21 protein-coding genes are annotated in these 25,022 nt (G+C 60.8%); 1 reads left to right on the top strand and 20 read right to left on the bottom strand.

Going from position 1 to position 25,022, the window contains the following annotated elements:
* Positions 1-9: 9 nt before the first annotated feature.
* A complete protein-coding gene (locus BLV47_RS29550) occupies positions 10-1,122 on the bottom strand; it encodes an S-(hydroxymethyl)glutathione dehydrogenase/class III alcohol dehydrogenase (RefSeq protein WP_060837775.1) in 1,113 nt (370 codons plus the stop codon).
* A 104-nt stretch (positions 1,123-1,226) separates the two neighbouring features.
* Between BLV47_RS29550 and BLV47_RS29545 the strand changes: the two genes are divergently transcribed.
* Positions 1,227-2,126, top strand: a complete 900-nt coding sequence (locus tag BLV47_RS29545) for a LysR substrate-binding domain-containing protein (protein ID WP_092320053.1) — start codon at positions 1,227-1,229, stop codon at positions 2,124-2,126.
* A gap of 80 nt (positions 2,127-2,206) precedes the next feature.
* Here the strand turns inward: BLV47_RS29545 and ispD are convergent, their stop codons facing one another.
* From ispD to uppS, 19 genes are all read right to left on the bottom strand, one after another.
* The gene (gene ispD, locus BLV47_RS29540) at positions 2,207-2,914 is read right to left on the bottom strand and encodes a 2-C-methyl-D-erythritol 4-phosphate cytidylyltransferase (RefSeq protein ID WP_092320051.1); all 708 of its coding nucleotides are present in this window, start codon (positions 2,912-2,914) and stop codon (positions 2,207-2,209) included.
* Positions 2,911-3,189, bottom strand: a complete 279-nt coding sequence (ftsB, locus tag BLV47_RS29535) for a cell division protein FtsB (RefSeq protein WP_011059544.1) — start codon at positions 3,187-3,189, stop codon at positions 2,911-2,913. The genes ispD and ftsB overlap by 4 nt, the downstream gene beginning before the upstream one ends.
* A gap of 172 nt (positions 3,190-3,361) precedes the next feature.
* Complete coding sequence (gene eno / locus BLV47_RS29530; protein ID WP_047302057.1) at positions 3,362-4,651, bottom strand: phosphopyruvate hydratase; 1,290 nt, start codon at positions 4,649-4,651, stop codon at positions 3,362-3,364.
* A 156-nt stretch (positions 4,652-4,807) separates the two neighbouring features.
* A complete protein-coding gene (kdsA, locus tag BLV47_RS29525; protein WP_092320588.1) occupies positions 4,808-5,653 on the bottom strand; it encodes a 3-deoxy-8-phosphooctulonate synthase in 846 nt (281 codons plus the stop codon).
* A 5-nt stretch (positions 5,654-5,658) separates the two neighbouring features.
* On the bottom strand, positions 5,659-7,290 hold the full coding sequence (locus BLV47_RS29520) for a CTP synthase (protein ID WP_092320049.1): 1,632 nt from the start codon (positions 7,288-7,290) through the stop codon (positions 5,659-5,661).
* Between the two features lie 274 nt (positions 7,291-7,564).
* Complete coding sequence (gene tilS / locus BLV47_RS29515) at positions 7,565-8,881, bottom strand: tRNA lysidine(34) synthetase TilS (RefSeq protein WP_092320047.1); 1,317 nt, start codon at positions 8,879-8,881, stop codon at positions 7,565-7,567.
* Positions 8,882-9,015: 134 nt separating this feature from the next.
* Positions 9,016-9,963: an acetyl-CoA carboxylase carboxyltransferase subunit alpha gene (locus BLV47_RS29510; protein ID WP_016964689.1), complete on the bottom strand. Its 948-nt coding sequence runs from the start codon at positions 9,961-9,963 to the stop codon at positions 9,016-9,018.
* A 139-nt stretch (positions 9,964-10,102) separates the two neighbouring features.
* Positions 10,103-13,624 (bottom strand): DNA polymerase III subunit alpha, encoded by a 3,522-nt coding sequence (gene dnaE, locus BLV47_RS29505; protein ID WP_092320045.1) that lies wholly within the window; start codon positions 13,622-13,624, stop codon positions 10,103-10,105.
* 69 nt (positions 13,625-13,693) lie between these two features.
* Positions 13,694-14,326: a ribonuclease HII gene (gene rnhB, locus BLV47_RS29500; RefSeq protein WP_092320043.1), complete on the bottom strand. Its 633-nt coding sequence runs from the start codon at positions 14,324-14,326 to the stop codon at positions 13,694-13,696.
* An 11-nt stretch (positions 14,327-14,337) separates the two neighbouring features.
* Positions 14,338-15,468: a lipid-A-disaccharide synthase gene (gene lpxB, locus BLV47_RS29495; protein WP_092320041.1), complete on the bottom strand. Its 1,131-nt coding sequence runs from the start codon at positions 15,466-15,468 to the stop codon at positions 14,338-14,340.
* 2 nt (positions 15,469-15,470) lie between these two features.
* Positions 15,471-16,247: an acyl-ACP--UDP-N-acetylglucosamine O-acyltransferase gene (gene lpxA, locus BLV47_RS29490; protein ID WP_092320039.1), complete on the bottom strand. Its 777-nt coding sequence runs from the start codon at positions 16,245-16,247 to the stop codon at positions 15,471-15,473.
* Complete coding sequence (fabZ, locus tag BLV47_RS29485) at positions 16,244-16,684, bottom strand: 3-hydroxyacyl-ACP dehydratase FabZ (RefSeq protein ID WP_007924058.1); 441 nt, start codon at positions 16,682-16,684, stop codon at positions 16,244-16,246. Before fabZ ends, lpxA begins: the two co-directional genes overlap by 4 nt.
* 109 nt (positions 16,685-16,793) lie before the next feature.
* Positions 16,794-17,849 (bottom strand): UDP-3-O-(3-hydroxymyristoyl)glucosamine N-acyltransferase, encoded by a 1,056-nt coding sequence (gene lpxD / locus BLV47_RS29480; protein ID WP_092320037.1) that lies wholly within the window; start codon positions 17,847-17,849, stop codon positions 16,794-16,796.
* A 3-nt stretch (positions 17,850-17,852) separates the two neighbouring features.
* Entirely contained in the window at positions 17,853-18,356 is a 504-nt protein-coding gene (locus BLV47_RS29475) for an OmpH/Skp family outer membrane protein (protein ID WP_016964695.1), read from the bottom strand.
* 45 nt (positions 18,357-18,401) lie between these two features.
* Positions 18,402-20,792, bottom strand: a complete 2,391-nt coding sequence (gene bamA / locus BLV47_RS29470) for an outer membrane protein assembly factor BamA (protein WP_092320035.1) — start codon at positions 20,790-20,792, stop codon at positions 18,402-18,404.
* 74 nt (positions 20,793-20,866) lie between these two features.
* Positions 20,867-22,219 carry a sigma E protease regulator RseP gene (gene rseP / locus BLV47_RS29465; RefSeq protein WP_092320033.1) on the bottom strand — a complete coding sequence of 451 codons (1,353 nt, stop codon included), beginning with the start codon at positions 22,217-22,219 and terminating at the stop codon, positions 20,867-20,869.
* Positions 22,220-22,267: 48 nt separating this feature from the next.
* Positions 22,268-23,458, bottom strand: a complete 1,191-nt coding sequence (ispC, locus tag BLV47_RS29460; RefSeq protein WP_092320031.1) for a 1-deoxy-D-xylulose-5-phosphate reductoisomerase — start codon at positions 23,456-23,458, stop codon at positions 22,268-22,270.
* Positions 23,455-24,261 carry a phosphatidate cytidylyltransferase gene (locus BLV47_RS29455; RefSeq protein ID WP_092320029.1) on the bottom strand — a complete coding sequence of 269 codons (807 nt, stop codon included), beginning with the start codon at positions 24,259-24,261 and terminating at the stop codon, positions 23,455-23,457. The genes ispC and BLV47_RS29455 overlap by 4 nt, the downstream gene beginning before the upstream one ends.
* The gene (uppS, locus tag BLV47_RS29450; RefSeq protein ID WP_047302041.1) at positions 24,261-25,016 is read right to left on the bottom strand and encodes a polyprenyl diphosphate synthase; all 756 of its coding nucleotides are present in this window, start codon (positions 25,014-25,016) and stop codon (positions 24,261-24,263) included. The genes BLV47_RS29455 and uppS overlap by 1 nt, the downstream gene beginning before the upstream one ends.
* Positions 25,017-25,022: the final 6 nt, after the last annotated feature.

Below are 25,022 nucleotides of genomic sequence, written 5' to 3'. Positions count from 1 at the left end.
CCGCTGCTCTTAGAAGTGAATGACCGAACGAATGCTCTTGCCTTCGTGCATCAGGTCGAATGCCTTGTTGATGTCTTCCAGGCCCATGGTGTGGGTAATGAAGGTATCCAGCGGGATTTCGCCGGTCTGGGACATTTCCACGTAGCTTGGCAGTTCGCTGCGACCGCGCACGCCACCGAAAGCCGAACCCCGCCATACGCGACCGGTCACCAACTGGAAAGGACGGGTCGAAATTTCCTGGCCGGCACCGGCCACCCCAATGATCACCGACTCGCCCCAGCCCTTGTGGCAGCATTCCAGCGCGGCGCGCATCAGCTGGACGTTGCCGATGCATTCGAAGGAGAAATCCACGCCGCCGTCGGTCATGTCGACAATGACCTCCTGGATCGGACGATCGAAGTCCTTGGGGTTGACGCAGTCGGTGGCGCCCAGTTGCTTGGCGATCTCGAACTTGGCCGGGTTGATATCAATGGCGATGATGCGCCCGGCCTTGGCCTTGACCGCGCCGATCACCGCCGACAGGCCGATGCCGCCCAGGCCGAAGATGGCCACGGTATCACCGGCCTTGACCTTGGCGGTGTTGATCACCGCGCCAATGCCTGTGGTCACGCCGCAACCCAGCAGGCAGACCTTTTCCAACGGCGCTTCCTTGGGGATCTTGGCCACGGAGATTTCCGGCAGCACGGTGTACTCGGAGAATGTCGAGGTGCCCATGTAATGGAAAATGGGCTGACCCTTGTAGGAAAAGCGCGTGGTGCCATCCGGCATCAAGCCTTTGCCCTGGGTTGCACGAATGGCCTGACAGAGGTTGGTCTTGCCCGACAGGCAGAATTTGCACTGGCCGCATTCCGGGGTGTACAGCGGGATCACATGATCACCCACCGCTACAGAGGTCACGCCCTCGCCCACTGCTTCTACGACTGCGCCACCTTCGTGGCCGAGGATCGCCGGAAAGATGCCTTCCGGGTCGGCGCCGGACAGGGTGTAGGCGTCGGTGTGGCAGACACCGGAAGCGACGACGCGTAGCAGCACTTCACCCGCCTTGGGCATGGCGACATCCACTTCGACGATTTCCAGGGGCTTCTTGGCCTCGAAGGCTACGGCAGCACGTGACTTGATCATCCTGACTCTCCAGCGAATAAAAACGAGGCAGTGAGTGTAAAACAGCGCAATGCGATGAATAATCCAGGCAAAAGCAAAACATTATTGCCATGCAGGGATAATCAATGAGCGAAAACCGTTGGGAGGGCATCGACGAATTCGTCGCAGTCGCCGAATGCAGCCAGTTCACTGCCGCTGCCGAGCGCCTGGGAGTGTCCTCATCTCACATCAGCCGCCAGGTGGTGCGCCTCGAAGAACGCTTGCAGACCCGCCTGCTGTATCGCAGTACCCGCCGCGTCACCCTGACCGAGGCCGGGCAGACCTTTCTCCAGCACTGCCAGCGTTTGCAGGATGGGCGCGAGGAGGCATTGCGGGCCGTAGGGGACCTGACCAGCGAACCCAAGGGCATGCTGCGCATGACTTGTGCGGTGGCCTATGGCGAGCGCTTTATCGTGCCTCTGGTCACACGCTTCATGAGCCTTTATCCGCAGTTGCGGGTGGACATCGAATTGAGCAACCGACCGCTGGACCTGGTGCACGAGGGGCTCGACCTGGCCATTCGCCTGGGACGCCTGCAGGACTCGCGCCTGGTCGCCACTCGCCTGGCGCCACGCCGCATGTACCTGTGTGCCTCCCCTTCCTACCTGGAACGCTACGGCCGCCCCCACAGCCTGTCGGAACTGAGCCGCCATAATTGCCTGATTGGCAGCTCGGATATCTGGCAGTTGGAGCTCGATGGGCGCGAATTTTCGCAACGGGTGCAGGGCAACTGGCGCTGCAACAGCGGACAGGCGGTGCTGGATGCGGCGTTGCAAGGCGTCGGACTCTGCCAACTGCCGGACTACTACGTTCTGGAGCACCTGCAGGACGGTACGCTGGTTTCCCTGCTGGACGCTCACCAGCCGCCCAATACCGCAGTCTGGGCGCTGTATCCGCAGCAACGGCATCTGTCGCCTAAAGTGCGCAAGCTGGTGGATTATCTCAAGCAGGGGCTGGCCGAACGCCCGGAGTACCGCGACCTGTAGCCACTGGCGCAGGCTGTGACAAGACCCGCAAGACCTTCAGGGGTTCAGCCATCGTTCGCAGCCAGCGGCTGCTAGAAGGTTCAGCGTCGATTGGACCAACGCTGGCGCAGCCACTCAAGATCCTCGGGACGAGTGACCTTGAGGTTGTCGGAACGGCCTTCGATCAGGCGTGGCGCCTGCCCCGCCCATTCCATTGCCGAAGCCTCATCGGTGATCGCCACATCGGCCACCAGGCTGTCGGCCAGGGCGCGATGCAGCGCACCAAGCCGGAACATCTGCGGTGTGTAGGCTTGCCAGATCAGGCTGCGATCCACGGTTTCCAGAACCCTTCCGTGCTTGTCGATCCGCTTCAGGGTGTCCCGGGCCGGCACCGCCAGCAGACCGCCCACCGGGTCCTGCGCCAACTCGCCCAGCAGCTTGTCCAGGTCATCTCGGGAAAGATTGGGCCGCGCGGCATCGTGAACCAGCACCCAGTCTTCATCGGCCGCACCTTGGGCATGCAGATGAAGCAAGGCATTGAGCACCGAACCGGAGCGCTCGGCGCCACCTTCGACCCGCTGAATCCGCGAATCGTGGGCGCAGGCCAGGGTCGGCCAGTAAGGATCGTCCGGCGCCAGGCTGACCACCAGCCCCTTGAGGCCGGGATGGTCGAGAAAACAGCCGAGGCTGTGTTCGAGAATTGTGCGTCCGCCCAGTTGCAGGTACTGCTTGGGACGGTCCGCGGCCATGCGGGCACCGACGCCCGCGGCAGGAATCACGGCCCAGAAGGCCGGCAATCTATCGCTCATTGGGCCAACTGGTAGAGGGTTTCACCCTCCTTGACCATGCCCAACTCATGGCGAGCCCGCTCTTCAACGGTCTCCATGCCTTTCTTCAACTCCATGACTTCCGCATCGAGTACGCGATTTCGCTCCAGCAAACGCTCGTTTTCAGCGTGCTGGTCGGCAATCTGCTGAGTCAGGTCAGCTACCTGGGCCAAGCTGCCGTTCCCCACCCACAGGCGGTACTGCAAGCCGGCCAGCAGCAAGAGCAAGACCAGGAACAACCAATTGGGACTGCGCATCGAATATCGGGTATCCAGTGAAAAAAGACAGCCATGCCAACAACTTCGGACCTACTGATAGCACGAAGCCTGGAAGAACCAGGCTTGTGCTCTTAAGGCATCAGATTAGTGGCAAAAAACTCGCTGTCGCGATTTTCCCGACACAATCCGGTGTCTTTTTACCATCTACTGCTTAGCCGCGAAACTCGCCGCGACCGTTGTACTTGGCCTTGCCGTTCAATTGCTCTTCGATACGCAGCAATTGGTTGTACTTGGATACGCGGTCGGAACGGCACAGGGAGCCGGTCTTGATCTGGCCAGCCGAGGTGCCCACGGCCAGGTCGGCGATGGTCGAATCTTCGGTTTCGCCGGAACGGTGCGAGATCACCGCGGTGTAACCGGCCGCCTTGGCCATCTGGATGGCTTCCAGGGTTTCGGTCAGGGTGCCGATCTGGTTGAACTTGATCAGGATCGAGTTGGCGATCTTCTTGTCGATGCCTTCCTTCAGGATCTTGGTGTTGGTCACGAACAGGTCGTCGCCGACCAGTTGCACCTTGTCGCCGATCTTGTCAGTGAGGATCTTCCAGCCCGCCCAGTCGGACTCGTCCAGGCCGTCTTCGATGGAGATGATCGGGTAGCGCTGAGTCAGACCTTTCAGGTACTCGGCGAAGCCTTCGGCGGTGAACACCTGGCCTTCGCCAGACAGGTTGTACTTGCCGTCTTCATAGAATTCGCTGGCGGCGCAGTCCAGAGCCAGGGTCACGTCGGTGCCCAGGGTGTAACCGGCGTTGGCCACGGCTTCGGAGATGACTTTCAGCGCGTCTTCGTTGGAAGCCAGGTTCGGCGCGAAACCACCTTCGTCACCCACCGCAGTGTTCAGGCCACGGGCCTTCAGCACGGCTTTGAGGTGATGGAAAATCTCGGTGCCCATGCGCAGACCTTCCGAGAAAGACTTGGCGCCGACTGGCTGCACCATGAATTCCTGGATGTCGACGTTGTTATCGGCATGCTCGCCACCGTTGATGATGTTCATCATCGGTACTGGCATCGAGTAGACGCCAGGAGTGCCGTTGAGGTTGGCGATGTGAGCGTACAGCGGCAGGTCCTGGTCCTGAGCAGCAGCCTTGGCCGCAGCCAGGGACACGGCGAGGATGGCGTTGGCGCCCAGGGAAGCTTTGTTCTCGGTGCCGTCCAGGGCAATCATCGCCTGATCCAGCGCTTTCTGGTCGATCGGGTCTTTACCCAGCAACAGATCGCGGATCGGACCGTTGATGTTGGCTACCGCCTTGAGCACGCCCTTGCCCAGGTAACGGCTCTTGTCGCCATCACGCAGCTCCAGCGCTTCGCGCGAGCCGGTGGAGGCACCGGACGGCGCGCAAGCACTGCCGATGATGCCGTTGTCGAGAAGCACGTCCGCTTCGACAGTGGGGTTGCCACGGGAGTCGAGAACTTCACGACCTTTGATGTCGACGATTTTTGCCATTGTTGTGAACACTCCAAAGTTGACGAAAACGCTGAGTACCGCTCGATTTATAACTTGTGGGTCAAATTGCTGGTTCGTAGGAGCCGGCTTGCCGGCGAACAGGCCCGCGAAAACGCGGTGCCAGTCAGCCGGCTCCTACTGAGGAAGTCGCCGTTTTTACGCGGTTTCTACCGTGGGGAAACTCTTGACCAGTTCGTCCAGGGCCTTGAGCTGAGCCAGGAACGGCTCAAGCTTGTCCAGACGCAGAGCGCAAGGACCGTCGCACTTGGCGTTGTCCGGATCCGGGTGAGCCTCAAGGAACAGGCCGGCCAGGGACTGGCTCATGCCGGCCTTGGCCAGGTCGGTGACCTGGGCCCGACGACCGCCAGCGGAATCGGCGCGACCACCCGGCATCTGCAGGGCGTGGGTCACGTCGAAGAACACCGGGTATTCGAACTGCTTCATGATGCCGAAGCCGAGCATGTCCACCACCAGGTTGTTGTAACCGAAGCTCGAACCGCGCTCGCAGAGGATCAACTGATCGTTGCCCGCCTCTTCACACTTGCTCAGGATGTGTTTCATTTCCTGGGGCGCGAGGAACTGGGCCTTCTTGATGTTGATCACCGCGCCGGTCTTGGCCATGGCCACCACCAGGTCGGTCTGCCGCGAGAGAAACGCCGGCAACTGGATGATGTCGCAGACTTCGGCGACCACGGCGGCCTGGGCCGGCTCGTGGACGTCGGTGATGATCGGCACGCCAAAGGCCTGCTTCACGTCTTGGAAAATCCGCATGCCCTCTTCCAGGCCTGGGCCACGGTAGGAGGTCACCGACGAACGGTTGGCCTTGTCGAAGCTGGCCTTGAACACGTAGGGGATCCCGAGCTTCTCGGTCACCCGCACGTACTCTTCACAGACCTGCATCGCCATGTCGCGGCTTTCCAGCACGTTCATACCGCCGAACAGCACCATCGGCTTGTCGTTGGCGATCTCGATGTTGCCTACGCGGATGATCTTCTGCGCCATCAGGTTCAAGCCTTCTTCTGGTGTTGAGCCAATGCAGCTTTGACGAAACCGCTGAACAGTGGGTGACCGTCACGTGGCGTCGAGGTGAACTCGGGGTGGAACTGGCAAGCGACGAACCATGGATGATCCGCAGCCTCGACCACTTCGACCAGCGCGCCGTCGCCCGAGCGACCGGAGATCTTCAGGCCGGCCTCGATCAGCTGTGGCAGCAGCTTGTTGTTCACTTCATAGCGATGACGGTGACGCTCGATGATCACGTCCTTGGCGTAGCAGTCGTGCACCTTGGAGCCCGATTCCAGCAGGCATTCCTGAGCGCCCAGGCGCATGGTGCCGCCCAGGTCGGACGCTTCGTTACGCACTTCGACGGCGCCGGTGGCGTCTTCCCACTCGGTGATCAGACCGACGACCGGATGACCGCTGCTGCGATCGAACTCGGTGGAGTTGGCATCTTTCCAGCCCATGACATTACGGGCGAACTCGATGACCGCCACTTGCATGCCCAGGCAGATACCCAGGTATGGCACCTTGTTCTCGCGAGCGTATTGCACCGCGGTGATCTTGCCTTCCACACCACGCAGGCCGAAACCACCTGGAACCAGGATCGCGTCGACGCCTTCCAGCAGCGCGGTACCCTGGTTCTCGATGTCTTCGGAATCGATGTAGCGCAGGTTGACCTTGGTGCGGTTGGTGATGCCGGCGTGACTCATCGCTTCGATCAGCGACTTGTAGGCGTCCAGCAGCTCCATGTACTTGCCGACCATGGCAATGGTGACTTCGTGCTCAGGGTTGAGCTTGGCGTCCACCACCTTTTCCCACTCGGACAGGTCGGCGCCGTTGCATTGCAGGCCAAAACGCTCGACGACGAAATCATCCAGGCCCTGGGCGTGCAGCACGGCCGGGATCTTGTAGATGGTGTCGACGTCTTCCAGGGAGATCACCGCACGTTCTTCAACGTTGGTGAACAAGGCGATCTTGCGGCGCGAGGACACATCCACCGGATGGTCGGAGCGGCAGATCAGCACGTCAGGCTGCAGGCCGATGGAGCGCAGCTCCTTCACCGAGTGCTGGGTCGGCTTGGTCTTGGTTTCGCCGGCAGTGGCGATGTACGGAACCAGGGTCAGGTGCATCAGCATCGCGCGCTTGGAGCCGACTTCGACCCGCAGCTGGCGGATGGCTTCGAGGAACGGTTGCGACTCGATGTCGCCCACGGTACCGCCGATTTCCACCAGGGCCACGTCGGCATCGCCGGCACCCTTGATGATGCGACGCTTGATCTCGTCGGTGATGTGCGGAATCACCTGGATGGTGGCGCCCAGGTAATCACCACGGCGCTCCTTGCGCAGTACGTGCTCGTAGACACGGCCAGTGGTGAAGTTGTTGTTCTGGGTCATGGTCGTGCGGATGAACCGCTCGTAGTGGCCCAGGTCCAGGTCAGTCTCGGCGCCGTCGTGGGTGACGAACACTTCACCGTGCTGGAACGGGCTCATGGTGCCCGGGTCGACGTTGATGTACGGGTCCAGCTTGAGCATGGTGACCTTAAGCCCCCGCGCCTCCAGGATGGCCGCCAATGAAGCCGAGGCAATGCCTTTCCCCAATGAAGAAACAACACCGCCCGTGACGAATATGTAGCGCGTCATGAAAAACCCTAGAAGTCTGCGTTAAAGCGGTCAGTGCCGCCGGGGAAAGCGAAGGAAGGCCGAAGCCCCCGATCACCTGCATTAATCACAGTGCACCTTTCAAAAAAACCGCCGCGTGGTGACAGACCGGATGCAAAAACACCGGTAGGTTGCTCGCTACACATTTTTTGGAATCGCCCAGCAAAGACTGCTTGGTAATCGGCAACTCCTGCAATTCAGGCGAATCCACAGAAGTTGTATCAAGAAGGGAGCGTAGTCTACCGGAAAGCCCCTTTCAGCTCAAACCTTGATCGCTGTTCGGTGGCTGCCACTGCAATTGCCAGCCGGCCCGGGGATTTGCCGCGAGCGCTGGCAGGTTTGCCACTGCCAGCAACCGCTCATCCTGATACAGCAGCGGCAATCTGCCACGGACGAAGCCCGGCAACCCGCTTTCATTGAGCAGGCGCTTCAAGTCTCGATGACCGCGCCCGGCCAGTTGCACGACTTCGCCGCCCTGGCGATAGCGGACATGCAGCGATCCCGTCGGTGGCGTCCCGAGGAGAGCCACCTGGCCATTACCTGGCAGTTGCAAGGGGCTTTGCGGGCAGGACCACGGCAACCGTCCGTCGACCGCTTGCAGCCAGGCGCCGGACAGCCACCAGATGCGCCCCGCTGCACGATGCAACTCGCCATCGGCCAAACGCCATATCGGCCGACCTGCGACCGCGGCATCTCGCAAGTTGTCCCAGCCGCGCCAATGGTCGGCATCCGGCAAGCGGCCGAAGCGGCTCAACCAATGACTCAAGGCGTTGCGCTGGCGCGCCGCAGACAATCCCTGCAAAGGCTCAAGTGCCAGTGAAGGCAGGCCCAGCCAGGGAAAGTCGCTCAAGGTCCGAGCTGCCTCCAGATCCATGATCGCCAGTTCATCGAGCAGGCCCTGGGCTTCGCTCAAGTGCGCAGCGCTGCGGCTCATGCTCAGCGCTGCCTGGGGCCAGCGTGCAGTCAACGCAGGCATGACCTGATGGCGCAGGTAGTTGCGCGAGTATTGATGGTCGGCATTGGAAGGGTCCTCGACCCAGCTCAGTCGATGCTCCCTGGCGTAGCGCTCCAGCTCGGCACGCGGCACATCAAGCAGCGGCCGCAGCAGTTGCCCTCCACCCAGCGGTCGAACTGACGGCATCGCCGACAACCCCCTGACCCCGGCACCACGCAACAGCCGGAACAGCAGGGTTTCCGCCTGGTCATCTCGATGCTGCGCCGTCAGCAGCAGCTCATTGCTCGCCGTCAGCCGCGCGAAAGCACCGTAACGCGCCTCGCGAGCGGCCTGCTCAAGGCTGGCCCCACTGGGCACCTGCACATCAATCACCTGCAGCGGCAGGCCCAGTGCATCACAGACCGCCTGGCAGTGCTTTGGCCAGGCCTCGGCCACCGCCTGTATGCCGTGATGAACATGCACGGCCGCAATAGGCGGAAGACGATGCTGTTGCGCCAGATCGGCAAGGAGATGCAGCAGGACGGTGGAGTCAAGGCCACCGGAGAACGCCACTCGCCAAGTCCTGGAATCGCGCCAGGGTGCCAGGCTGTGCAGCAGCTTCGCGGAGAGAGAGTTCATGACGCGTTCAAGACCTGTAGGAGCGGCCAGGTGGAGAAGAGCTTGCCCGCAACAAGCAACAACGCCGCCATCGAATCGATGGCGGCGCCTGGGTCACGAACCAGCATTCCCCTGCTCGGGGAGGCGGCGCTCGATCAGAGGCCGTAGCTCATCAGGCGGTCATAACGACGAGCCAGCAAGGTGTCGTTATCCATTTCCTTGAGCATTGCCAGTTGCGAGCTGAGCTCGGCGCGGATCGAAGCGGCAGCCGCTGCCGGATCACGATGGGCGCCGCCCAGCGGTTCGCTGATGACCTTGTCGACAATGCCCAAGCCTTTCAGGCGCTCGGCGGTGATGCCCATGGCCTCGGCAGCATCGGCAGCCTTTTCCGAGGTTTTCCACAGGATCGAGGCGCAGCCTTCCGGCGAGATCACCGCATAAGTGGAATATTGCAGCATGTTCAACTGGTCGCAGACGCCAATGGCCAATGCGCCGCCGGAACCACCTTCACCGATCACGGTAGCGATAATCGGGGTCTTCAGGCGCGCCATGACCCGCAGGTTCCAGGCAATGGCCTCGCTCTGGTTGCGCTCTTCAGCGTCGATGCCCGGATAGGCGCCCGGGGTGTCGATGAAGGTCAGGATCGGCATCTTGAAGCGTTCGGCCATTTCCATCAGGCGGCAGGCCTTGCGGTAGCCTTCCGGACGCGGCATGCCGAAGTTGCGACGCACTTTCTCGCGTACTTCGCGGCCTTTCTGATGACCGATGATCATCACCGGCTGCTCGTCCAGGCGGGCAACCCCGCCGACAATCGCCGCGTCGTCGGAGAAATGGCGATCACCATGCAGTTCGTCGAACTCGGTGAAGATGTGCTGGATGTAGTCCAGGGTGTATGGACGACGCGGGTGCCGTGCCAGACGTGCGATCTGCCAGCTGGTGAGCTTGCCGAAGATGTCCTCGGTCAGGGTGTTGCTCTTGTCCTGCAGGCGGGAGATCTCATCGCCGATATTCAGCGAATTGTCATTACCGACCAAGCGCAACTCTTCGATCTTGGCTTGCAGGTCGGCGATCGGCTGTTCGAAATCAAGAAAATTCGGGTTCATAGGCGTCCGTCTGGGCTCGACGTCCAAGGGGGCTTGGGCCGGCCGGTTGTCTATTCGCGCCCTACCTTAAGGGACGGGCGCGTTGAGGTCGAGATTAAAAATTCAAGTGGCGACAAGGCGCAATGATGGCACCTTACCGTCAACGGTATTGGAGGAAGACGTTGTCTCGCCCGAACTGGTCACGCAGGGCTTGAATCAAGCTGTCCGCCGGGTCGATCCGCCAGTTCTCGCCAAACTGCAGCAAGGCCTTGGCGTCATTACGGCTGTACTCCATGGTGATCGGGCACGCGCCGCGGTGGCGCTTGAACAATTCGCCCAGCCAGCGTAGCTGATCGCCCTTGAGGGCATCGGTATGGACTTTCAGGCGCAGGCTTTCCGCCAGGTTGGTGCGCGCGTCTTCCATGCTCATCACCCGCTTGACCCGCAAGCGCAGGCCGCCGGAGAAGTCGTCGTTACTCACCTCGCCTTCCACCACCACCATGGCATCGGTCTGCAACAGCGACTGCGCCGAATGGAAAGCGTCGGCAAACAACGAAGCCTCGATCCTTCCTGAGCGGTCGTCGAGGGTGATGAAGCCCATCTTGTCGCCCTTCTTGTTCTTCATCACCCGCAGGGCAATGATCATGCCCGCCACCGTCTGGGTATCCCGGGCCGGCTTCAGATCGATGATGCGCTGACGGGCGAAACGACGAATCTCGCCTTCATACTCATCGATCGGGTGCCCGGTCAGGTACAGCCCAAGGGTATCTTTCTCGCCCTTCAGGCGCTCCTTAAGGGTCAGTTCCTTGGCCTTGCGGTGGTTGGCATAGACGTCCGCGTCTTCCTCGACAAACACCCCGCCGAATAGGTCGGCGTGGCCACTGTCGTGGGTCCGGGCGGTCTGTTCTGCCGCCTTGATCGCCTCTTCCATGGCCGCCAGCAGCACGGCACGGTTCTGATCGATGTTGGCCTGATAAGCCTTGGGCTCATCGAAGAAGTGCGGGCCAAGGCGGTCCAGGGCGCCACTGCGAATCAGACCATCCAGGGTCCGCTTGTTGATGCGCTTGAGATCGACCCGGGCACAGAAGTCGAACAGGTCCTTGAACGGCCCCTCGACCCGGGCTTCGGTGATAGCCTCCACCGGCCCCTCGCCCACCCCTTTGATCGCGCCAAGGCCATAGACGATGCGGCCTTCGTCATTCACCGTGAACTTGAACTCGGAGGTGTTCACATCCGGCGCATCCAGGCGCAGCTTCATGGTCCGCACTTCCTCGATCAAGGTCACGACCTTGTCGGTGTTGTGCATATCCGCGGACAGTACCGCCGCCATGAAGGGCGCCGGGTAGTGCGCCTTGAGCCAGGCAGTCTGGTAGGACACCAGGCCGTAGGCGGCGGAGTGGGATTTGTTGAAACCGTAACCGGCGAACTTTTCCACCAGGTCGAAGATGTTGCCCGCGAGATCGGCGTCGATGTTGTTGCTGGCGCAACCCTCAATGAAACCGCCACGCTGCTTGGCCATTTCCTCGGGCTTCTTCTTACCCATGGCCCGACGCAGCATGTCCGCTCCGCCGAGGGTATAACCGGCCATGACCTGGGCGATCTGCATCACCTGTTCCTGATACAGGATGATGCCGTAGGTCGGTGCCAGCACCGGGCGCAGGCCATCGTACTGATAGTCGGGGTGCGGGTAGGCCAGTTCGGCGCGACCGTGCTTGCGGTTGATGAAGTCATCCACCATGCCCGATTGCAGCGGCCCCGGACGGAACAGGGCCACCAGTGCGATCAGGTCTTCCAGGCAGTCGGGCTTGAGCTTCTTGATCAGCTCTTTCATGCCCCGGGATTCCAGCTGGAACACCGCGGTGGTTTCAGCTTTCTGCAACAGGCTGTAGGTCGGCTTGTCGTCCAGCGGGATAAAGGCGATATCCAGTGGTTCCTCGCCCACCTTGGCGCGGTCGCGGTTGATGGTTTTCAGCGCCCAATCGATGATGGTCAGGGTCCGCAGGCCGAGGAAGTCGAACTTCACCAGACCGGCCGCCTCGACGTCGTCCTTGTCGAACTGGGTGACCAGGCCGCCACCTTCTTCATCGCAATAAATAGGCGAGAAGTCAGTGAGCTTGGTCGGCGCGATCACCACGCCACCGGCGTGCTTGCCGACGTTACGCACCACACCTTCAAGCTTGCGCGCCATCTCCCAGATTTCCGCCGCCTCTTCATCGACCTTGATGAAGTCCCGCAGGATCTCCTCCTGCTCGTAGGCTTTTTCCAGGGTCATGCCGACTTCGAAAGGGATCATCTTCGACAGACGGTCGGCCAGACCATAGGACTTGCCCTGGACCCGTGCCACGTCGCGCACTACCGCCTTGGCCGCCATGGAACCGAAGGTGATGATCTGGCTCACCGCGTTGCGGCCGTATTTCTCGGCCACGTAGTCGATCACCCGATCACGGCCGTCCATGCAGAAGTCGACGTCGAAGTCGGGCATGGATACCCGTTCCGGGTTAAGGAAACGTTCGAACAGCAGGTCGTATTCCAACGGGTCGAGGTCGGTGATCTTCTGCACGTAGGCCACCAGGGAACCGGCACCCGACCCCCGGCCGGGACCTACCGGCACGCCGTTGTTCTTGGCCCACTGGATAAAGTCCATAACGATCAGGAAGTAACCGGGGAAACCCATCTGGATGATGATATCCAGCTCGAAATTCAGGCGGTCGACATAGACCTGGCGCTTGGCCTCGTAGTCCTCGGTGGTGTCCTTGGGCAGCAGCACGCTAAGGCGCTCTTCCAAACCGTCGAAGGAAACCTTGCGGAAATACTCATCGATGGTCATGCCATCGGGAATCGGGTAGTCGGGCAGGAAGTGCTTGCCCAGCTTGACCTCGATATTGCAGCGCTTGGCAATCTCGACGGTGTTTTCCAGGGCCTCGGGCAGGTCGCTGAACAGCTCGGCCATTTCCTCGGCGCTTTTCAGGTACTGCTGGTCGCTGTAGTTCTTCGAGCGACGCGGGTCGTCCAGGGCCCGGCCTTCGCCGATGCAAACCCGAGTTTCGTGGGCCTCGAAGTCTTCCTGCTTGATGAAGCGCACATCGTTGGTGGCCACCAGCGGTGCGCCGAGCTTGTCGGCCAGGGCCACGGCGCCGTGCAGTTGCTCTTCGTCATTGGGCCGGTTGGTGCGCTGCACCTCAAGGTAGAAACGGTCCGGGAACACCGCCATCCATTCCCGGGCCAGGGTCTCGGCGACGTCCAGATCACCGGCGATCAGCGCCATGCCGATCTCTCCCTCCTTGGCCGCCGAGAGCATGATCAGGCCTTCTGCGGCCTCCGCGACCCATTCGCGCTCGATGATGATCTGGCCGTTGCGCTGGCCATCGATAAAGCCCCGGGAAATCAGCTCGGTCAGGTTGCGATAGCCCACGGCGTTCATTACCAGCAGGCTGATGCGGCTCAGGGCGTTGTCCGGGTCCTTGTTCGACAGCCACAGGTCGGCGCCACAGATCGGCTTGATCCCGGCGCCCATGCTGGCCTTGTAGAACTTGACCAGAGAACACATGTTGTTCTGGTCGGTAACCGCTACCGCAGGCATGCCCATGCCGGTCAGGGCTTTGACCAGCGGTTTGATCCGCACCAGGCCGTCGACCAGGGAGTACTCAGTGTGCAGGCGCAGGTGAACGAATGAAGCCGGCATAGTGATCCTGTAATAAGCGCGAAAACAACGAGGCCCGGATTGTACCGGGCCTCGACTAAAACATCAGCCTCAGGACGGAATCTCGCCCCGCGCCGCAAAGGCCTCATAGGCCAGTCGCACCGGGGCGAAGGAGCGCCGGTGAATCGGCGTTGGCCCCAGGCGGGCCAGGGCTTCCAGGTGCACCGGAGTCGGGTAGCCCTTGTGACCGCCGATGCCATAACCCGGGTAAATCAGCTCGAAGGCCGCCATTTCGCGGTCACGGCTGACCTTGGCCAGGATCGATGCCGCGGCAATCGCCGGAACCTTGCTATCGCCCTTGACCACCGCTTCAGCCGGCATCGCCAGCTTGGGGCAGCGGTTGCCATCGATCATCGCCAGCTTCGGGGTCACGCTCAGTCCCTCCACCGCCCGCTGCATGGCCAGCATGGTGGCGTGGAGGATATTCAGCTCGTCGATTTCCTCGACTTCAGCCCGGGCAATGCACCAGCTCAAGGCTTTTTCGCAGATTTCGTCGAACAGCTTCTCGCGACGGGCCTCGGTGAGCTTCTTCGAATCATTGAGGCCAAGAATCGGCCGTTTCGGATCAAGAATCACCGCCGCCGTGACAACGGCTCCACACAAGGGACCACGGCCGACTTCATCGACACCGGCTACCAGATCCTCGGCATCCGCCACCAGGGTGAAGTCCAGGCCCATCTGCATCTTCGCGTTACTCATTGTGTTTTGCCGATCAGCTCAAGTACCGCTTGCGCGGCCTGGTTGGATGCATCACGGCGCAAGGTTCGGTGGATCTCGTCAAAACCGCGGGTCTGCTCTTCGCCACCTTCGATCAGCGGCGACAAGGTTTGCGCCAGGGCTTCGGCGGTGGCGTCATCCTGCAGCAGCTCAGGCACCAGCAAGCGCTGGGCCAGCAGATTGGGCAAGGAAATGTACGGACTCTTGACCATGCGCTTGAGAATCCAGGAGGTCAGCGGCGCCAGGCGGTAGGCCACCACCATCGGACGCTTGTAGAGCAAGGCTTCGAGGGTCGCGGTGCCGGAGGCGATCAGCACCGCGTCGCAGGCAGCCAGGGCCTTGTGGGACTGGCCATCGAGCAAGGTCAGTGGCAGGTCACGGCTGGCCAGCAGCTCTTCGAGCTGGACCCGACGCTCCGGGCTGGCGCACGGCATGATGAAGCGCACACCTGGACGCAGAACACGCAAGCGCTGCGCGGCATCCAGGAACAACGCCCCCAGGCGCCCCACTTCACCGCCACGACTGCCGGGCATCAGGGCCACCAAAGGCCCGTCCGGCAGAGCCAATTCGGCACGCGCCGCAGCCCGGTCCGCCTGCAGCGGAATGGCATCGGCCAGGGAGTGGCCGACGAACTTCACCGGTACGCCTTTTTCTTCGTAAAAGCGGGCCTCGAAGGGGAACAGCGTGAGCATCAGGTCGCAGCCTTCGCGGATCTTCAGCACGCGCTTCTGCCGCCAGGCCCAGACCGAGGGGCTGACGTAGTGCACGGTCTTGATTCCAGCCTGACGCAGCTTGAGTTCAATATTCAGGGTGAAATCCGGAGCATCGATGCCGATGAATACATCCGGTTTCTCGGCAATCAGGGTCTGGATGAGCTTCTTGCGCCGAGCCAGCAGCTCACGCAGGCGCCCGAGCACCTCGACCAAGCCCATGACCGCCAGGCGTTCCATGGGGAAGTACGAGATCAGACCTTCGGCCTGCATCAGCGGACCGCCGACACCGATGAATTCCACAGCCGGGTGCTGGGCCTTGAGGGCTCGCATCAGACCGGCGCCGAGAATGTCGCCGGAGGCTTCGCCAGCCACCAGCGCAATACGCAGAGTGCTCATGATTAACGGGTGATGCCGCGAGTCGAAGACTGGATCGAGTCACGAAACACCGCGACTTCCGGGAACTCCACCGCCGCTTCGGCCAGTTCGGCCAAGGCTTGATCCACGGTCAGACCCTGGCGGTAAACCACCTTGTAGGCGCGCCGCAGTGCGTGGATCGCGTCCTCGCTGAAGCCGCGACGGCGCATGCCTTCGAAGTTCATGCTGCGGGCTTCGGCTGGGTTGCCGAACACCGTGACGAACGCCGGTACATCCTTGCCAATGGCGGTGCCCATGCCGGAGAAGCTGTGGGCGCCGATATGGCAGTACTGATGCACCAGGGTAAAACCGGAAAGAATCGCCCAGTCGTCGACATGCACATGGCCGGCCAGCGCTGTGTTGTTGACCAGGATGCAGTGGTTGCCAATGACGCTGTCGTGACCGATGTGGGCGTAGGCCATGATCAGGTTGTGATCGCCCAGGGTGGTTTCGGAACGGTCCTGGATGGTGCCACGGTGAATGGTCACGCCTTCGCGGATCACATTGTGGTCACCGATGACCAGGCGGGTTTCCTCGCCTTTGTATTTCAGATCAGGGGTGTCCTCACCTACCGAAGAGAACTGGTAGATGCGGTTGTGCTTACCGATCCGGGTGGGGCCCTTGAGAATGACATGGGGCCCGATCACTGTACCCTCGCCGATTTCCACACCAGCGCCGATGATCGACCACGGGCCAACCTCAACGTCGTCGGCCAGGATGGCCGTCGGATCGATGATTGCGCGAGGGTCAATCAAACTCATAGTTTGCGTTCCGCACAGATGATCTCGGCAGAGCACACCGGCTTGCCGTCGACCGAGGCCTGGCACTCGAACTTCCAGATCTGGCGCTTGCAACTGATGAACTTGGCTTCAAGAATCAGCTGGTCGCCCGGCAGCACAGGCTGGCGGAAGCGCAGCTTGTCGGAGCCGACGAAGTAATACAGGGTGCCATCGGCTGGCTTCACGTCGAGCATCTTGAAACCGAGAATGCCCGCAGCCTGAGCCATGGCTTCGATGATCAGCACGCCCGGCATGATCGGATGCGCAGGAAAATGACCATTGAAGAACGGTTCGTTGATGCTGACATTCTTGTAGGCACGAATGCACTTGCCCTCAACATCCAGGTCCACTACCCGATCCACCAACAGGAAAGGGTAACGGTGAGGCAGGTATTCGCGAATCTCGTTGATGTCCATCATTTCGGGGGGAAGCCTGTAGTAAAGAGTGGGAGCGCGCGACTAACGCACGCCCCTCTAGCAAATCAAGGAGGCCGTCTAGCGGCTATGCACACTTGATATGGAAATGGTATCAGCCATCTGATGAAGCATTGCCATCAGGGGTCACGCCCCCAACGCGCTTTTCCAACTGACGCAGGCGTCGCGCAAGATCATCAAGCTGACGGATGCGTGCCGCGCTCTTGCGCCACTCGGCAGCAGGTTGCATGGCCGTACCGGAAGAGTAGGCACCCGGCTCGGTAATCGAGTGAGTCACCATGGTCATTCCAGTGAGGAATACGTTGTCACAAATATCGATATGCCCGACCAGCCCCACACCGCCGGCGAGCATACAGTGCTTGCCGATCTTGGTGCTGCCGGAAATCCCCACACAAGCGGCCATGGCGGTGTGATCACCGACCTGAACGTTGTGGGCGATCTGAATCTGGTTATCGAGTTTCACCCCATTGCCAATCACGGTGTCGGCCAGGGCGCCGCGATCAATCGCGGTGTTGACGCCGATCTCGACATCATCACCGATGGTCACGCCGCCAATCTGCGCAATCTTCTGCCAGATGCCTTTTTCGTTGGCGAAGCCGAAGCCTTCGCCCCCCAGCACCGCGCCCGACTGGATGACCACTCGTTTACCGATGCGTACGTCGTGGTACAGGGTGACCCTGGGAGCCAGCCAGCCGCCCTCGCCGATCTCGCAGCGGGCACCGATAAAGCAATGAGCGCCGATGGTCACACCGGCACCGATGCGAGCACCACTCTCGATCACTGCGAACGGGCCGATGCTGGCCGCTGGATCCACCTGAGCATCAGCAGCAATGACCGCGGACGGGTGAATGCCGGCCGGTGCCTTGGGCTTGGGGTCGAACAGATGGGAAATTCGGGCGTAGGACAGGTAAGGATCGGCCACCACCAATGCGTCGCCGGCATAGGCCTCGGCATCAGCGGCTTTTAGCAACACCGCACCGGCCTGGCAGTCCACCAGGTACTTGCGATATTGCGGGTTTGCCAAAAAGCTCAACTGAGCTGGGCCAGCCTCCTGCAAGGTGGCTAGCCCAGTGATTTCCTTCTCCGCGTCGCCACACAAGGTGGCGCCGAGGAACTCGGCCAACTGGCCGAGTTTTATAATCGCGGTCATGGCTTACTTCAGCTGATTCATGCGCTCGATAACTTGGCGAGTGATGTCGTACTGAGGTTTGACATCGATCACTGCGCCACGCTCGAAGACCAGGTCGAAACCGCCTTTCTTGATGACTTCTTCAACTGCGCTGTCCAGCTTTGGCTTCAGTTGCTTGAGCATCTCGCGGTCAGCAACAGCCTTGGCTTCGTTCAGTTCCTTGGACTGGAACTGGAAGTCACGGGCCTTTTGCTTGAACTCGAGTTCCAGACGTTCACGCTCGCCCTGCTGCATCTTGTCGCCACCAGCCACCAGGCGATCCTGGATACCCTTGGCGCTGCTTTCCAGGGTTTTCAGCTTGGTCAGTTGCGGACCGAACTTTTTCTCGGCGTCCACTGCGTACTTCTTCGCCGCATCGGACTCCAGCAGTGCCATCTGATAGTTCAGAACGGCGATTTTCATTTCGGCAAACGCCGGGCTCGCGACCAGAACGGAGGCCAGGAGAACCAATTGAGTCAACTTACGCACGATGCACTCCTACAAAATCCATTGTCGTTGTCTTGGGTCGGACGCTTAGAAAGTCTGACCGAGAGAGAATTGGAACACCTGGGTTTCAGCGTTATCCGGTTTCTTCACTGGCATCGCCAGGGCAAAGCTCAATGGCCCCAGAGCGGTTACCCACGTCACGCCGACACCTACCGAACTGGCCAGGTTGCTCAGGCTGATATCGTTGCACTGCTTCTTCACGTTCGACGCCGCAATGGTGTTGGACGTGGACTCGCAAGTGGAGTTGAAGACGTTACCCACATCCCAGAACAGGGAAGTACGCAGGGAACGCTGGTCCTTGACGAACGGCAGCGGGAACATCAGCTCGGCACCGCCCTGGATCAACACGTTACCGCCGAATGGCAGCGGGTCCTGATCCGGGTCCCGGACCGTACCGGCGTTGCCGGTCACGCCCACACCACGGCTCGGGGTACTGCGCGGGCCGAGGGTGCTGTCCTTGAAGCCACGAACCGAGTTGAAGCCACCGGCATAGTAGTTCTCGTAGAACGGCAGGCCCTTGGTGTCACCAAAACCATCGCCATAACCCAGCTCGCTGTGGAAGCGCATGGTGTAGTTCTCGCTCAGCGGCGTGAACAGCTGGCCGCGGTAGTCGAGTTTGAAGAAAGACAGGTCGCTACCTGGAGTAGTGGTTTCCAGCACCAGGCTTTGCGAATGGCCACGGGTGGCCAGCACGCCCTTGTTCAGGGTCGACTCGGACCAGCCGGCAGACGCCTTGAAGTTCAGGTAATTTTTACCTTGCTTGTTCACGAAGTCGAAGATTTCGTCGACGGTGTACTGGCCGGTCTTGATCTTGTCCTGCTGCGCGGTCAGGCCGAAGGTCAGGCGCGAAGTCTCGCTGATCGGGTAGCCCACGCTGACACCGGCACCCAGGCTGTCCACCGCATAGCTGGCGACGTTGACATTGAGGTTCTTGTAGTCGGTGGTGCGATAGAACGCGTTGTAACCCAGGCTCACGCCGTCGGCGGTCCAGTAGGGGTCGACATAGCCGAAGTTGTAGCGGCTCTGGTATTCGCTGCGGGTCAGGCCAATGCTGACCTTGTTACCAGTACCCAGGAAGTTGTTCTGAGTGATCGAACCACCGAGGATCAGACCGGCACTCTGGGCGAAACCGACGCTGGCGGTGATCGAACCGGAGGCTTGTTCTTCAACTGCGTAGTTCACGTCAACCTGGTCATCGACACCCGGAACAGCCGGAGTCTCGACGTTGACCTCCTTGAAGAAGCCCAGGCGCTCCAGGCGAGTCTTGGACTGGTCGATCAGGTAGGTCGAAGCCCAGCCACCTTCCATCTGACGCATTTCGCGACGCAGCACTTCGTCCTCGGACTTGGTGTTGCCACGGAAGTTGATGCGATTGACGTAGGCACGCTTGCCCGGGTCCACCACGAAGGTGATGTCCACGGTGTGATCTTCATCATGGGGCTGAGGCACGCCGTTGACGTTGGCGAAGGTGTAACCCTCGTTACCGAGACGACGAGTGATCAGTTCGGAAGTGGTGGTCATCAGCTTGCGCGAGAAGACTTGCCCCTTCTCCACCAGCAACAGCGCCTTGACCTGGTCCTCGGGGACTTTCAGGTCGCCGCTGAGCTTCACGTCACGAACGCTGTACTTCTCGCCTTCGTTGACGTTGACAGTGATATAGACGTGCTTCTTGTCCGGGGTGATGGACACCTGGGTCGAAGCGATATCCATGTTGATATAGCCACGATCGAGGTAGTAGGAGCGCAGACGCTCCAGGTCACCGGAGAGTTTTTCACGGGCGTACTTGTCGTCGTTCTTGAAGAACGACAGCCAGTTGGTGGTCTTGAGTTCGAACAGGCCGATCAGGTCTTCATCAGGGAAAACCGTATTGCCCACCACGTTGATGTGCTGGATGGCGGCGACCGTGCCTTCGTTGATCTTGACCTTCAGGCCAACGCGGTTGCGTGGTTGCGGCACCACTTCGGTTTCAACGGAGGCCGAGTAACGACCCTGGGCAACATATTGACGCTGCAGTTCGTTACGCACGCCTTCGAGGGTCGCGCGCTGGAAGATCTCGCCTTCGGCCAGGCCAGATTGCTTCAGGCCCTTCATCAGGTCTTCGGTAGAGATCGCCTTGTTGCCTTCGATCTCGATACTGGCAACCGACGGCCGCTCGACTACCGTAATGACCAGGACGTTGCCATCGCGGCCCAGCTGGATGTCTTGAAAGAAACCGGTTTTGAACAGCGCACGAGTGGATTCCACCAGGCGACGGTCGTCCGCCTGCTCGCCGACGTTCAACGGCAAGGCACCAAAGACGCTACCCGCGGATACGCGCTGAAGGCCGTTGACGCGGATATCGGAGATAGTGAAGGACTCGGCGTGAACTTCGGCGATCATCAATACGGTGAGAACCGCAGTTAGCAGCAGACGTTTCATGAAGTCCTTTCTTATTCCAACTGGCAATAAACAAACTGCCGCAAAATGCGGCAGATTCGCAATTCAGCGAAGCGTTACAGACGACCCAGATCGTTGACCAGAGCAAGCAGCATGACTCCGACCACCAAGCTGATACCGATCTGTATCCCCCAACCTTGCACCCGATCCGACAAGGGACGACCACGCGCCCACTCGATCAGATAGAACAACAAATGCCCCCCATCCAGTACCGGGATGGGCAACAAATTCAGAACACCCAGGCTAATACTCAGATAAGCAAGGAAATTCAAGAAATCAGCAATGCCCGACTGGGCAGAAGCGCCCGCCACTTTAGCAATGGTTATCGGTCCACTCAAGTTTTTTACCGAGAGCTCGCCGAACAACATTTTCTTCAGTGATTCTAGGGTCAGGACGCTCATGGTCCAGGTCCGCCGGGCCCCTTCGCCAATGGCCTCAAGCGGGCCATAACTGACCTCGCGAAGCATCTCCGGCGGCCAGTCTACCGCCTTCACCCCGGCGCCAAGATAACCGCTGGGTGCCTTGCTTTCACCACGACTGGCCAACGTCACCGGGATCTCGACCTGAGCACCATCGCGCTCCACCTGCAGCACAATCTTGCTGCCAGGATGCATCCGCACCCAATCGACCACCTGCTGCCAGTCATTGAGCGGCTGCCCATCGAGGGCCAACAGACGATCACCGCTTTTCAGGCCAGCCGCCTGGGCCGGGCCTTTCGGGTCCAGCTCCGCCAGCACCGGCGGCAAAGCCGGCCGCCATGGGCGAATCCCCAGGGAGCGGATAGGGTCCGGCTCATCGGCCCCCTTGAGCCACTTGTCCAGTACCAGCTGACGAGGCGACTCCGCAGTCGCGCCCTGCTCGCGCACCAACACCTGCAAGGCGCCACTTTCACCCAAACGACGCACCAGTTGCAGGTTGACCGCTGCCCAGCCCGTGGTCGGCTCACCATCGATGGCGATGATTTCCTGACCGGCGGCAAGACCTGCCTGCGCCGCGATACTGCCCGCCTCGACATCACCGATAACCGGACGCACTTGCTGGCTGCCCAGCATCGCCAGGCCCCAGAAGAACACCAGCGCCAGGAGGAAGTTGGCAATCGGCCCCGCGGCCACAATAGCGATGCGCTGGCGAACCGATTTGCGATTGAAGGATTGATCCAGCTCCTCGACGGCCACTTCGCCTTCACGCTCATCGAGCATTTTCACGTAGCCGCCCAGCGGAATGGCGGCGATCACGAACTCGGTGCCACGACGATCGTGCCAGCGCAGCAGTGGCATGCCAAAGCCCACGGAAAAGCGCAGCACCTTGACGCCACAGCGGCGCGCGACCCAAAAGTGACCGAATTCGTGGAAGGTGACCAGCACGCCCAGGGCTACCAGGGTGCCGACAATCATATAGAGCGCGCTCATCTACTTTCTCCGCAATCCTGTTCGCCGCCACTCGCGCGGTCGCGCATCCTATCGCCCGTTACGCTGCAACCATTGTTCCGCCAGGCTCCGGGCCTTGGCGTCCGCCGCAAACACCGCATCAAGCTCATTGACTGCGACTACAGGTTCACGGACTAAAACTTCGTCGATGATACTCGCGATTTCCGGGTAACGGATGCGCCGTTCGAGAAACGCCGAAACCGCCACTTCGTTGGCCGCATTGAGCATCGCCGGCGCACTGCCACCCGCCTCGGCAGCCTGACGCGCCAATCGCAGGCAAGGAAACCGCTGCTCGTCGGGTGCTTCGAAGTCCAGGCGGGCAATCGCAAACAGATCCAGCGGCGCAACACCGGAGTCGATACGCTCCGGCCAGGCCAGGGCATTGGCGATGGGCGTGCGCATATCAGGATTACCCAACTGCGCCAGCACCGAACCGTCGACATAATCCACCAGGGAGTGGATCACGCTCTGAGGATGCACTACTACTTCAACCTGCGAAGGCTTGGCATCGAACAACCAGCAGGCCTCGATCAGCTCCAAGCCCTTGTTCATCATGCTCGCCGAATCCACGGAGATCTTGCGCCCCATGGACCAGTTCGGATGGGCACAAGCCTGCTCGGGCGAGACACGCTCAAGCTCGGCCAGCGGCGTCTGACGGAACGGACCGCCCGAGGCCGTCAGTAGAATCCGGCGCACCCCGATTGCCCCCAACCCCCGAGAGAAGTCGGCTGGCATGCACTGGAAGATCGCATTGTGTTCGCTGTCGATGGGCAGCAGCACCGAACCACTCTTGCCCACCGCCTGCATGAACAGTGCGCCGGACATCACCAAGGCTTCCTTGTTGGCCAGCAGAATTTTCTTGCCGGCCTCGACGGCCGCCAGGGTCGGACGGAAACCGGCCGCCCCGACGATCGCCGCCATCACCGCATCGACCTCGGGCGCCGACGCGACATCACACAAACCTTGCTCACCCACCAGAACCCGAGTCGACAAACCGGCAGCCCGCAGCTCTTCCTGCAAACGACTGGCGGCAGCCACCTCCGGCACCACCGCAAAGCGCGGCACGTGACGAATGCACAAGGCCAGCAACTCGGCCAGACGACTGAACCCGGTAAGGGCAAACACCTGGTAGCGATCCGGATGACGGGCAATGACATCCAAGGTGCTCAGCCCAATGGAGCCCGTTGCCCCCAGAACCGTTACCTGCTGGACAGCACTCACAGCCCGGCCATCCACAGCAGCACAGCAAACACCGGGATAGCCGCCGTCAGGCTGTCGATACGATCGAGCACGCCACCATGACCCGGCAACAGGTTACTGCTGTCCTTGATGCCCGACTGACGCTTGAACATGCTCTCGGTCAGATCACCGACCACGGAAATGAACACCACGATGGCCGCTCCCAGCAGCCCCAGCAGGATCTGCCCGACACTCCAGTCACGCACCAGCCCAACCACGGCAGTGATCACCAGGCTCAAGGCCAGGCCGCCATACACCCCTTCCCAGCTCTTGCCAGGACTGACCTGGGGCGCCAGCTTGCGCTTGCCGAAAGCCTTGCCGGAAAAATAGGCGCCAATGTCCGCACCCCATACCAGCACCATGACCGACATGATCAACCAGTTACCCAGCGGCAGCTGCTTGATGAACACCAGGCCCTGCCAGGCCGGCAACAGGATCAACAGACCGATCAGCAGCTTGGGTGCGGCTCCCGACCATTGCTCGCTGGTGCGCGGGTAAGTCAGCACCAGGAACGTCGCCACCGCCCACCACAGCACCGCCGCGCCCAGCACCCAGGGGGCAACGCCGGGAACCAGGTGCATGAGCAGCAACATCGCTGCCACCACCAAGGCAAAGGCGACCCGAGCCGGCTGCGCTTCAAATCCGGCCAGGCGCGCCCACTCCCAGGCTCCCAGGCTCACCACCAGGCCGATGAACAGGGCAAACCCCGAACCCTCCAGCAGGAAAAACCCGCACAAAGCGATCGGCAGCAGGATCAGTGCAGTAATGATTCGTTGTTTAAGCATTAAACCCGGGCTCCAGCCTCGACCTGCTCGCTCGTCTTACCGAAGCGGCGCTGGCGAGATGCGTAATCGGCCAGCGCATTGCGCATGGCTTCGTGTTTGAAGTCCGGCCAGAACAGGTCGGAGAAATACAACTCGGCATAGGCCAGTTGCCACAACAGGAAGTTACTGATGCGATGCTCGCCACCGGTACGGATGCACAAGTCCGGCAATGGCAGGTCGCCGGTTGCCAGGCAGGTCTGCAACAGGCCTGGGGTGATGTCCTCGGGCCGCAGATGACCGGCCTGAACCTCTCGCGCCAGGCGCTGGGCAGCCTGAGCGATGTCCCACTGCCCGCCATAGTTGGCGGCAATCTGCAGGATGAAACGATCAGGACCGGCGGTAATGGCCTCCGCCTCGCGCATCGCCGCCTGCAACTCGGGATGGAAGCGCGAACGATCGCCAATGATCCGCAAGCTGATGTTGTTTTCGTTGAGGCGCTTGGCCTCACGACGCAACGCCTTGAAGAACAGATCCATCAAGGCGCTGACTTCATCAGCCGGGCGCTGCCAGTTTTCACTGGAAAAGGCAAACAGGGTCAACACCTCGACCTTGGCCTCAGCGCACACTTCGATCACTGCGCGCACCGCATCGACACCCGCCTTATGCCCGGCAACACCCGGCATGAAGCGTTTTTTTGCCCAGCGGTTATTTCCGTCCATGATGATCGCGACATGGCGCGGCACCGAGGACAACACGGACTGCTTGGTCTTTTCCATGAAAAC

Source organism: Pseudomonas saponiphila, from assembly GCF_900105185.1.
Taxonomy (GTDB): Bacteria; Pseudomonadota; Gammaproteobacteria; order Pseudomonadales; family Pseudomonadaceae; genus Aquipseudomonas; species Aquipseudomonas saponiphila.
Note: the sequence above shows the minus strand (reverse complement) of the source record. Positions and strands in the feature narration are given on the sequence as shown.

Excerpts from the sequence above, each read along its gene's own strand:
- ftsB (WP_011059544.1), bottom strand. The coding sequence starts at position 3,189 with ATGCGCAGTCCCAATTGGTTGTTCCTGGTCTTGCTCTTGCTGCTGGCC.
- BLV47_RS29550 (WP_060837775.1), bottom strand. The coding sequence starts at position 1,122 with ATGATCAAGTCACGTGCTGCCGTAGCCTTCGAGGCCAAGAAGCCCCTG.
- tilS (WP_092320047.1), bottom strand. The coding sequence starts at position 8,881 with ATGAACTCTCTCTCCGCGAAGCTGCTGCACAGCCTGGCACCCTGGCGC.
- rseP (WP_092320033.1), bottom strand. The coding sequence starts at position 22,219 with ATGAGCGCGCTCTATATGATTGTCGGCACCCTGGTAGCCCTGGGCGTG.
- BLV47_RS29510 (WP_016964689.1), bottom strand. The coding sequence starts at position 9,963 with ATGAACCCGAATTTTCTTGATTTCGAACAGCCGATCGCCGACCTGCAA.
- lpxA (WP_092320039.1), bottom strand. The coding sequence starts at position 16,247 with ATGAGTTTGATTGACCCTCGCGCAATCATCGATCCGACGGCCATCCTG.
- BLV47_RS29455 (WP_092320029.1), bottom strand. The coding sequence starts at position 24,261 with ATGCTTAAACAACGAATCATTACTGCACTGATCCTGCTGCCGATCGCT.
- uppS (WP_047302041.1), bottom strand. The coding sequence starts at position 25,016 with ATGGAAAAGACCAAGCAGTCCGTGTTGTCCTCGGTGCCGCGCCATGTC.
- lpxD (WP_092320037.1), bottom strand. The coding sequence starts at position 17,849 with ATGACCGCGATTATAAAACTCGGCCAGTTGGCCGAGTTCCTCGGCGCC.
- kdsA (WP_092320588.1), bottom strand. The coding sequence starts at position 5,653 with ATGGCGCAGAAGATCATCCGCGTAGGCAACATCGAGATCGCCAACGAC.
- dnaE (WP_092320045.1), bottom strand. The coding sequence starts at position 13,624 with ATGCCGGCTTCATTCGTTCACCTGCGCCTGCACACTGAGTACTCCCTG.
- BLV47_RS29545 (WP_092320053.1), top strand. The coding sequence starts at position 1,227 with ATGAGCGAAAACCGTTGGGAGGGCATCGACGAATTCGTCGCAGTCGCC.
- lpxB (WP_092320041.1), bottom strand. The coding sequence starts at position 15,468 with ATGAGCACTCTGCGTATTGCGCTGGTGGCTGGCGAAGCCTCCGGCGAC.
- rnhB (WP_092320043.1), bottom strand. The coding sequence starts at position 14,326 with ATGCAGATGGGCCTGGACTTCACCCTGGTGGCGGATGCCGAGGATCTG.
- bamA (WP_092320035.1), bottom strand. The coding sequence starts at position 20,792 with ATGAAACGTCTGCTGCTAACTGCGGTTCTCACCGTATTGATGATCGCC.
- eno (WP_047302057.1), bottom strand. The coding sequence starts at position 4,651 with ATGGCAAAAATCGTCGACATCAAAGGTCGTGAAGTTCTCGACTCCCGT.
- BLV47_RS29520 (WP_092320049.1), bottom strand. The coding sequence starts at position 7,290 with ATGACGCGCTACATATTCGTCACGGGCGGTGTTGTTTCTTCATTGGGG.
- ispD (WP_092320051.1), bottom strand. The coding sequence starts at position 2,914 with ATGAGCGATAGATTGCCGGCCTTCTGGGCCGTGATTCCTGCCGCGGGC.
- fabZ (WP_007924058.1), bottom strand. The coding sequence starts at position 16,684 with ATGATGGACATCAACGAGATTCGCGAATACCTGCCTCACCGTTACCCT.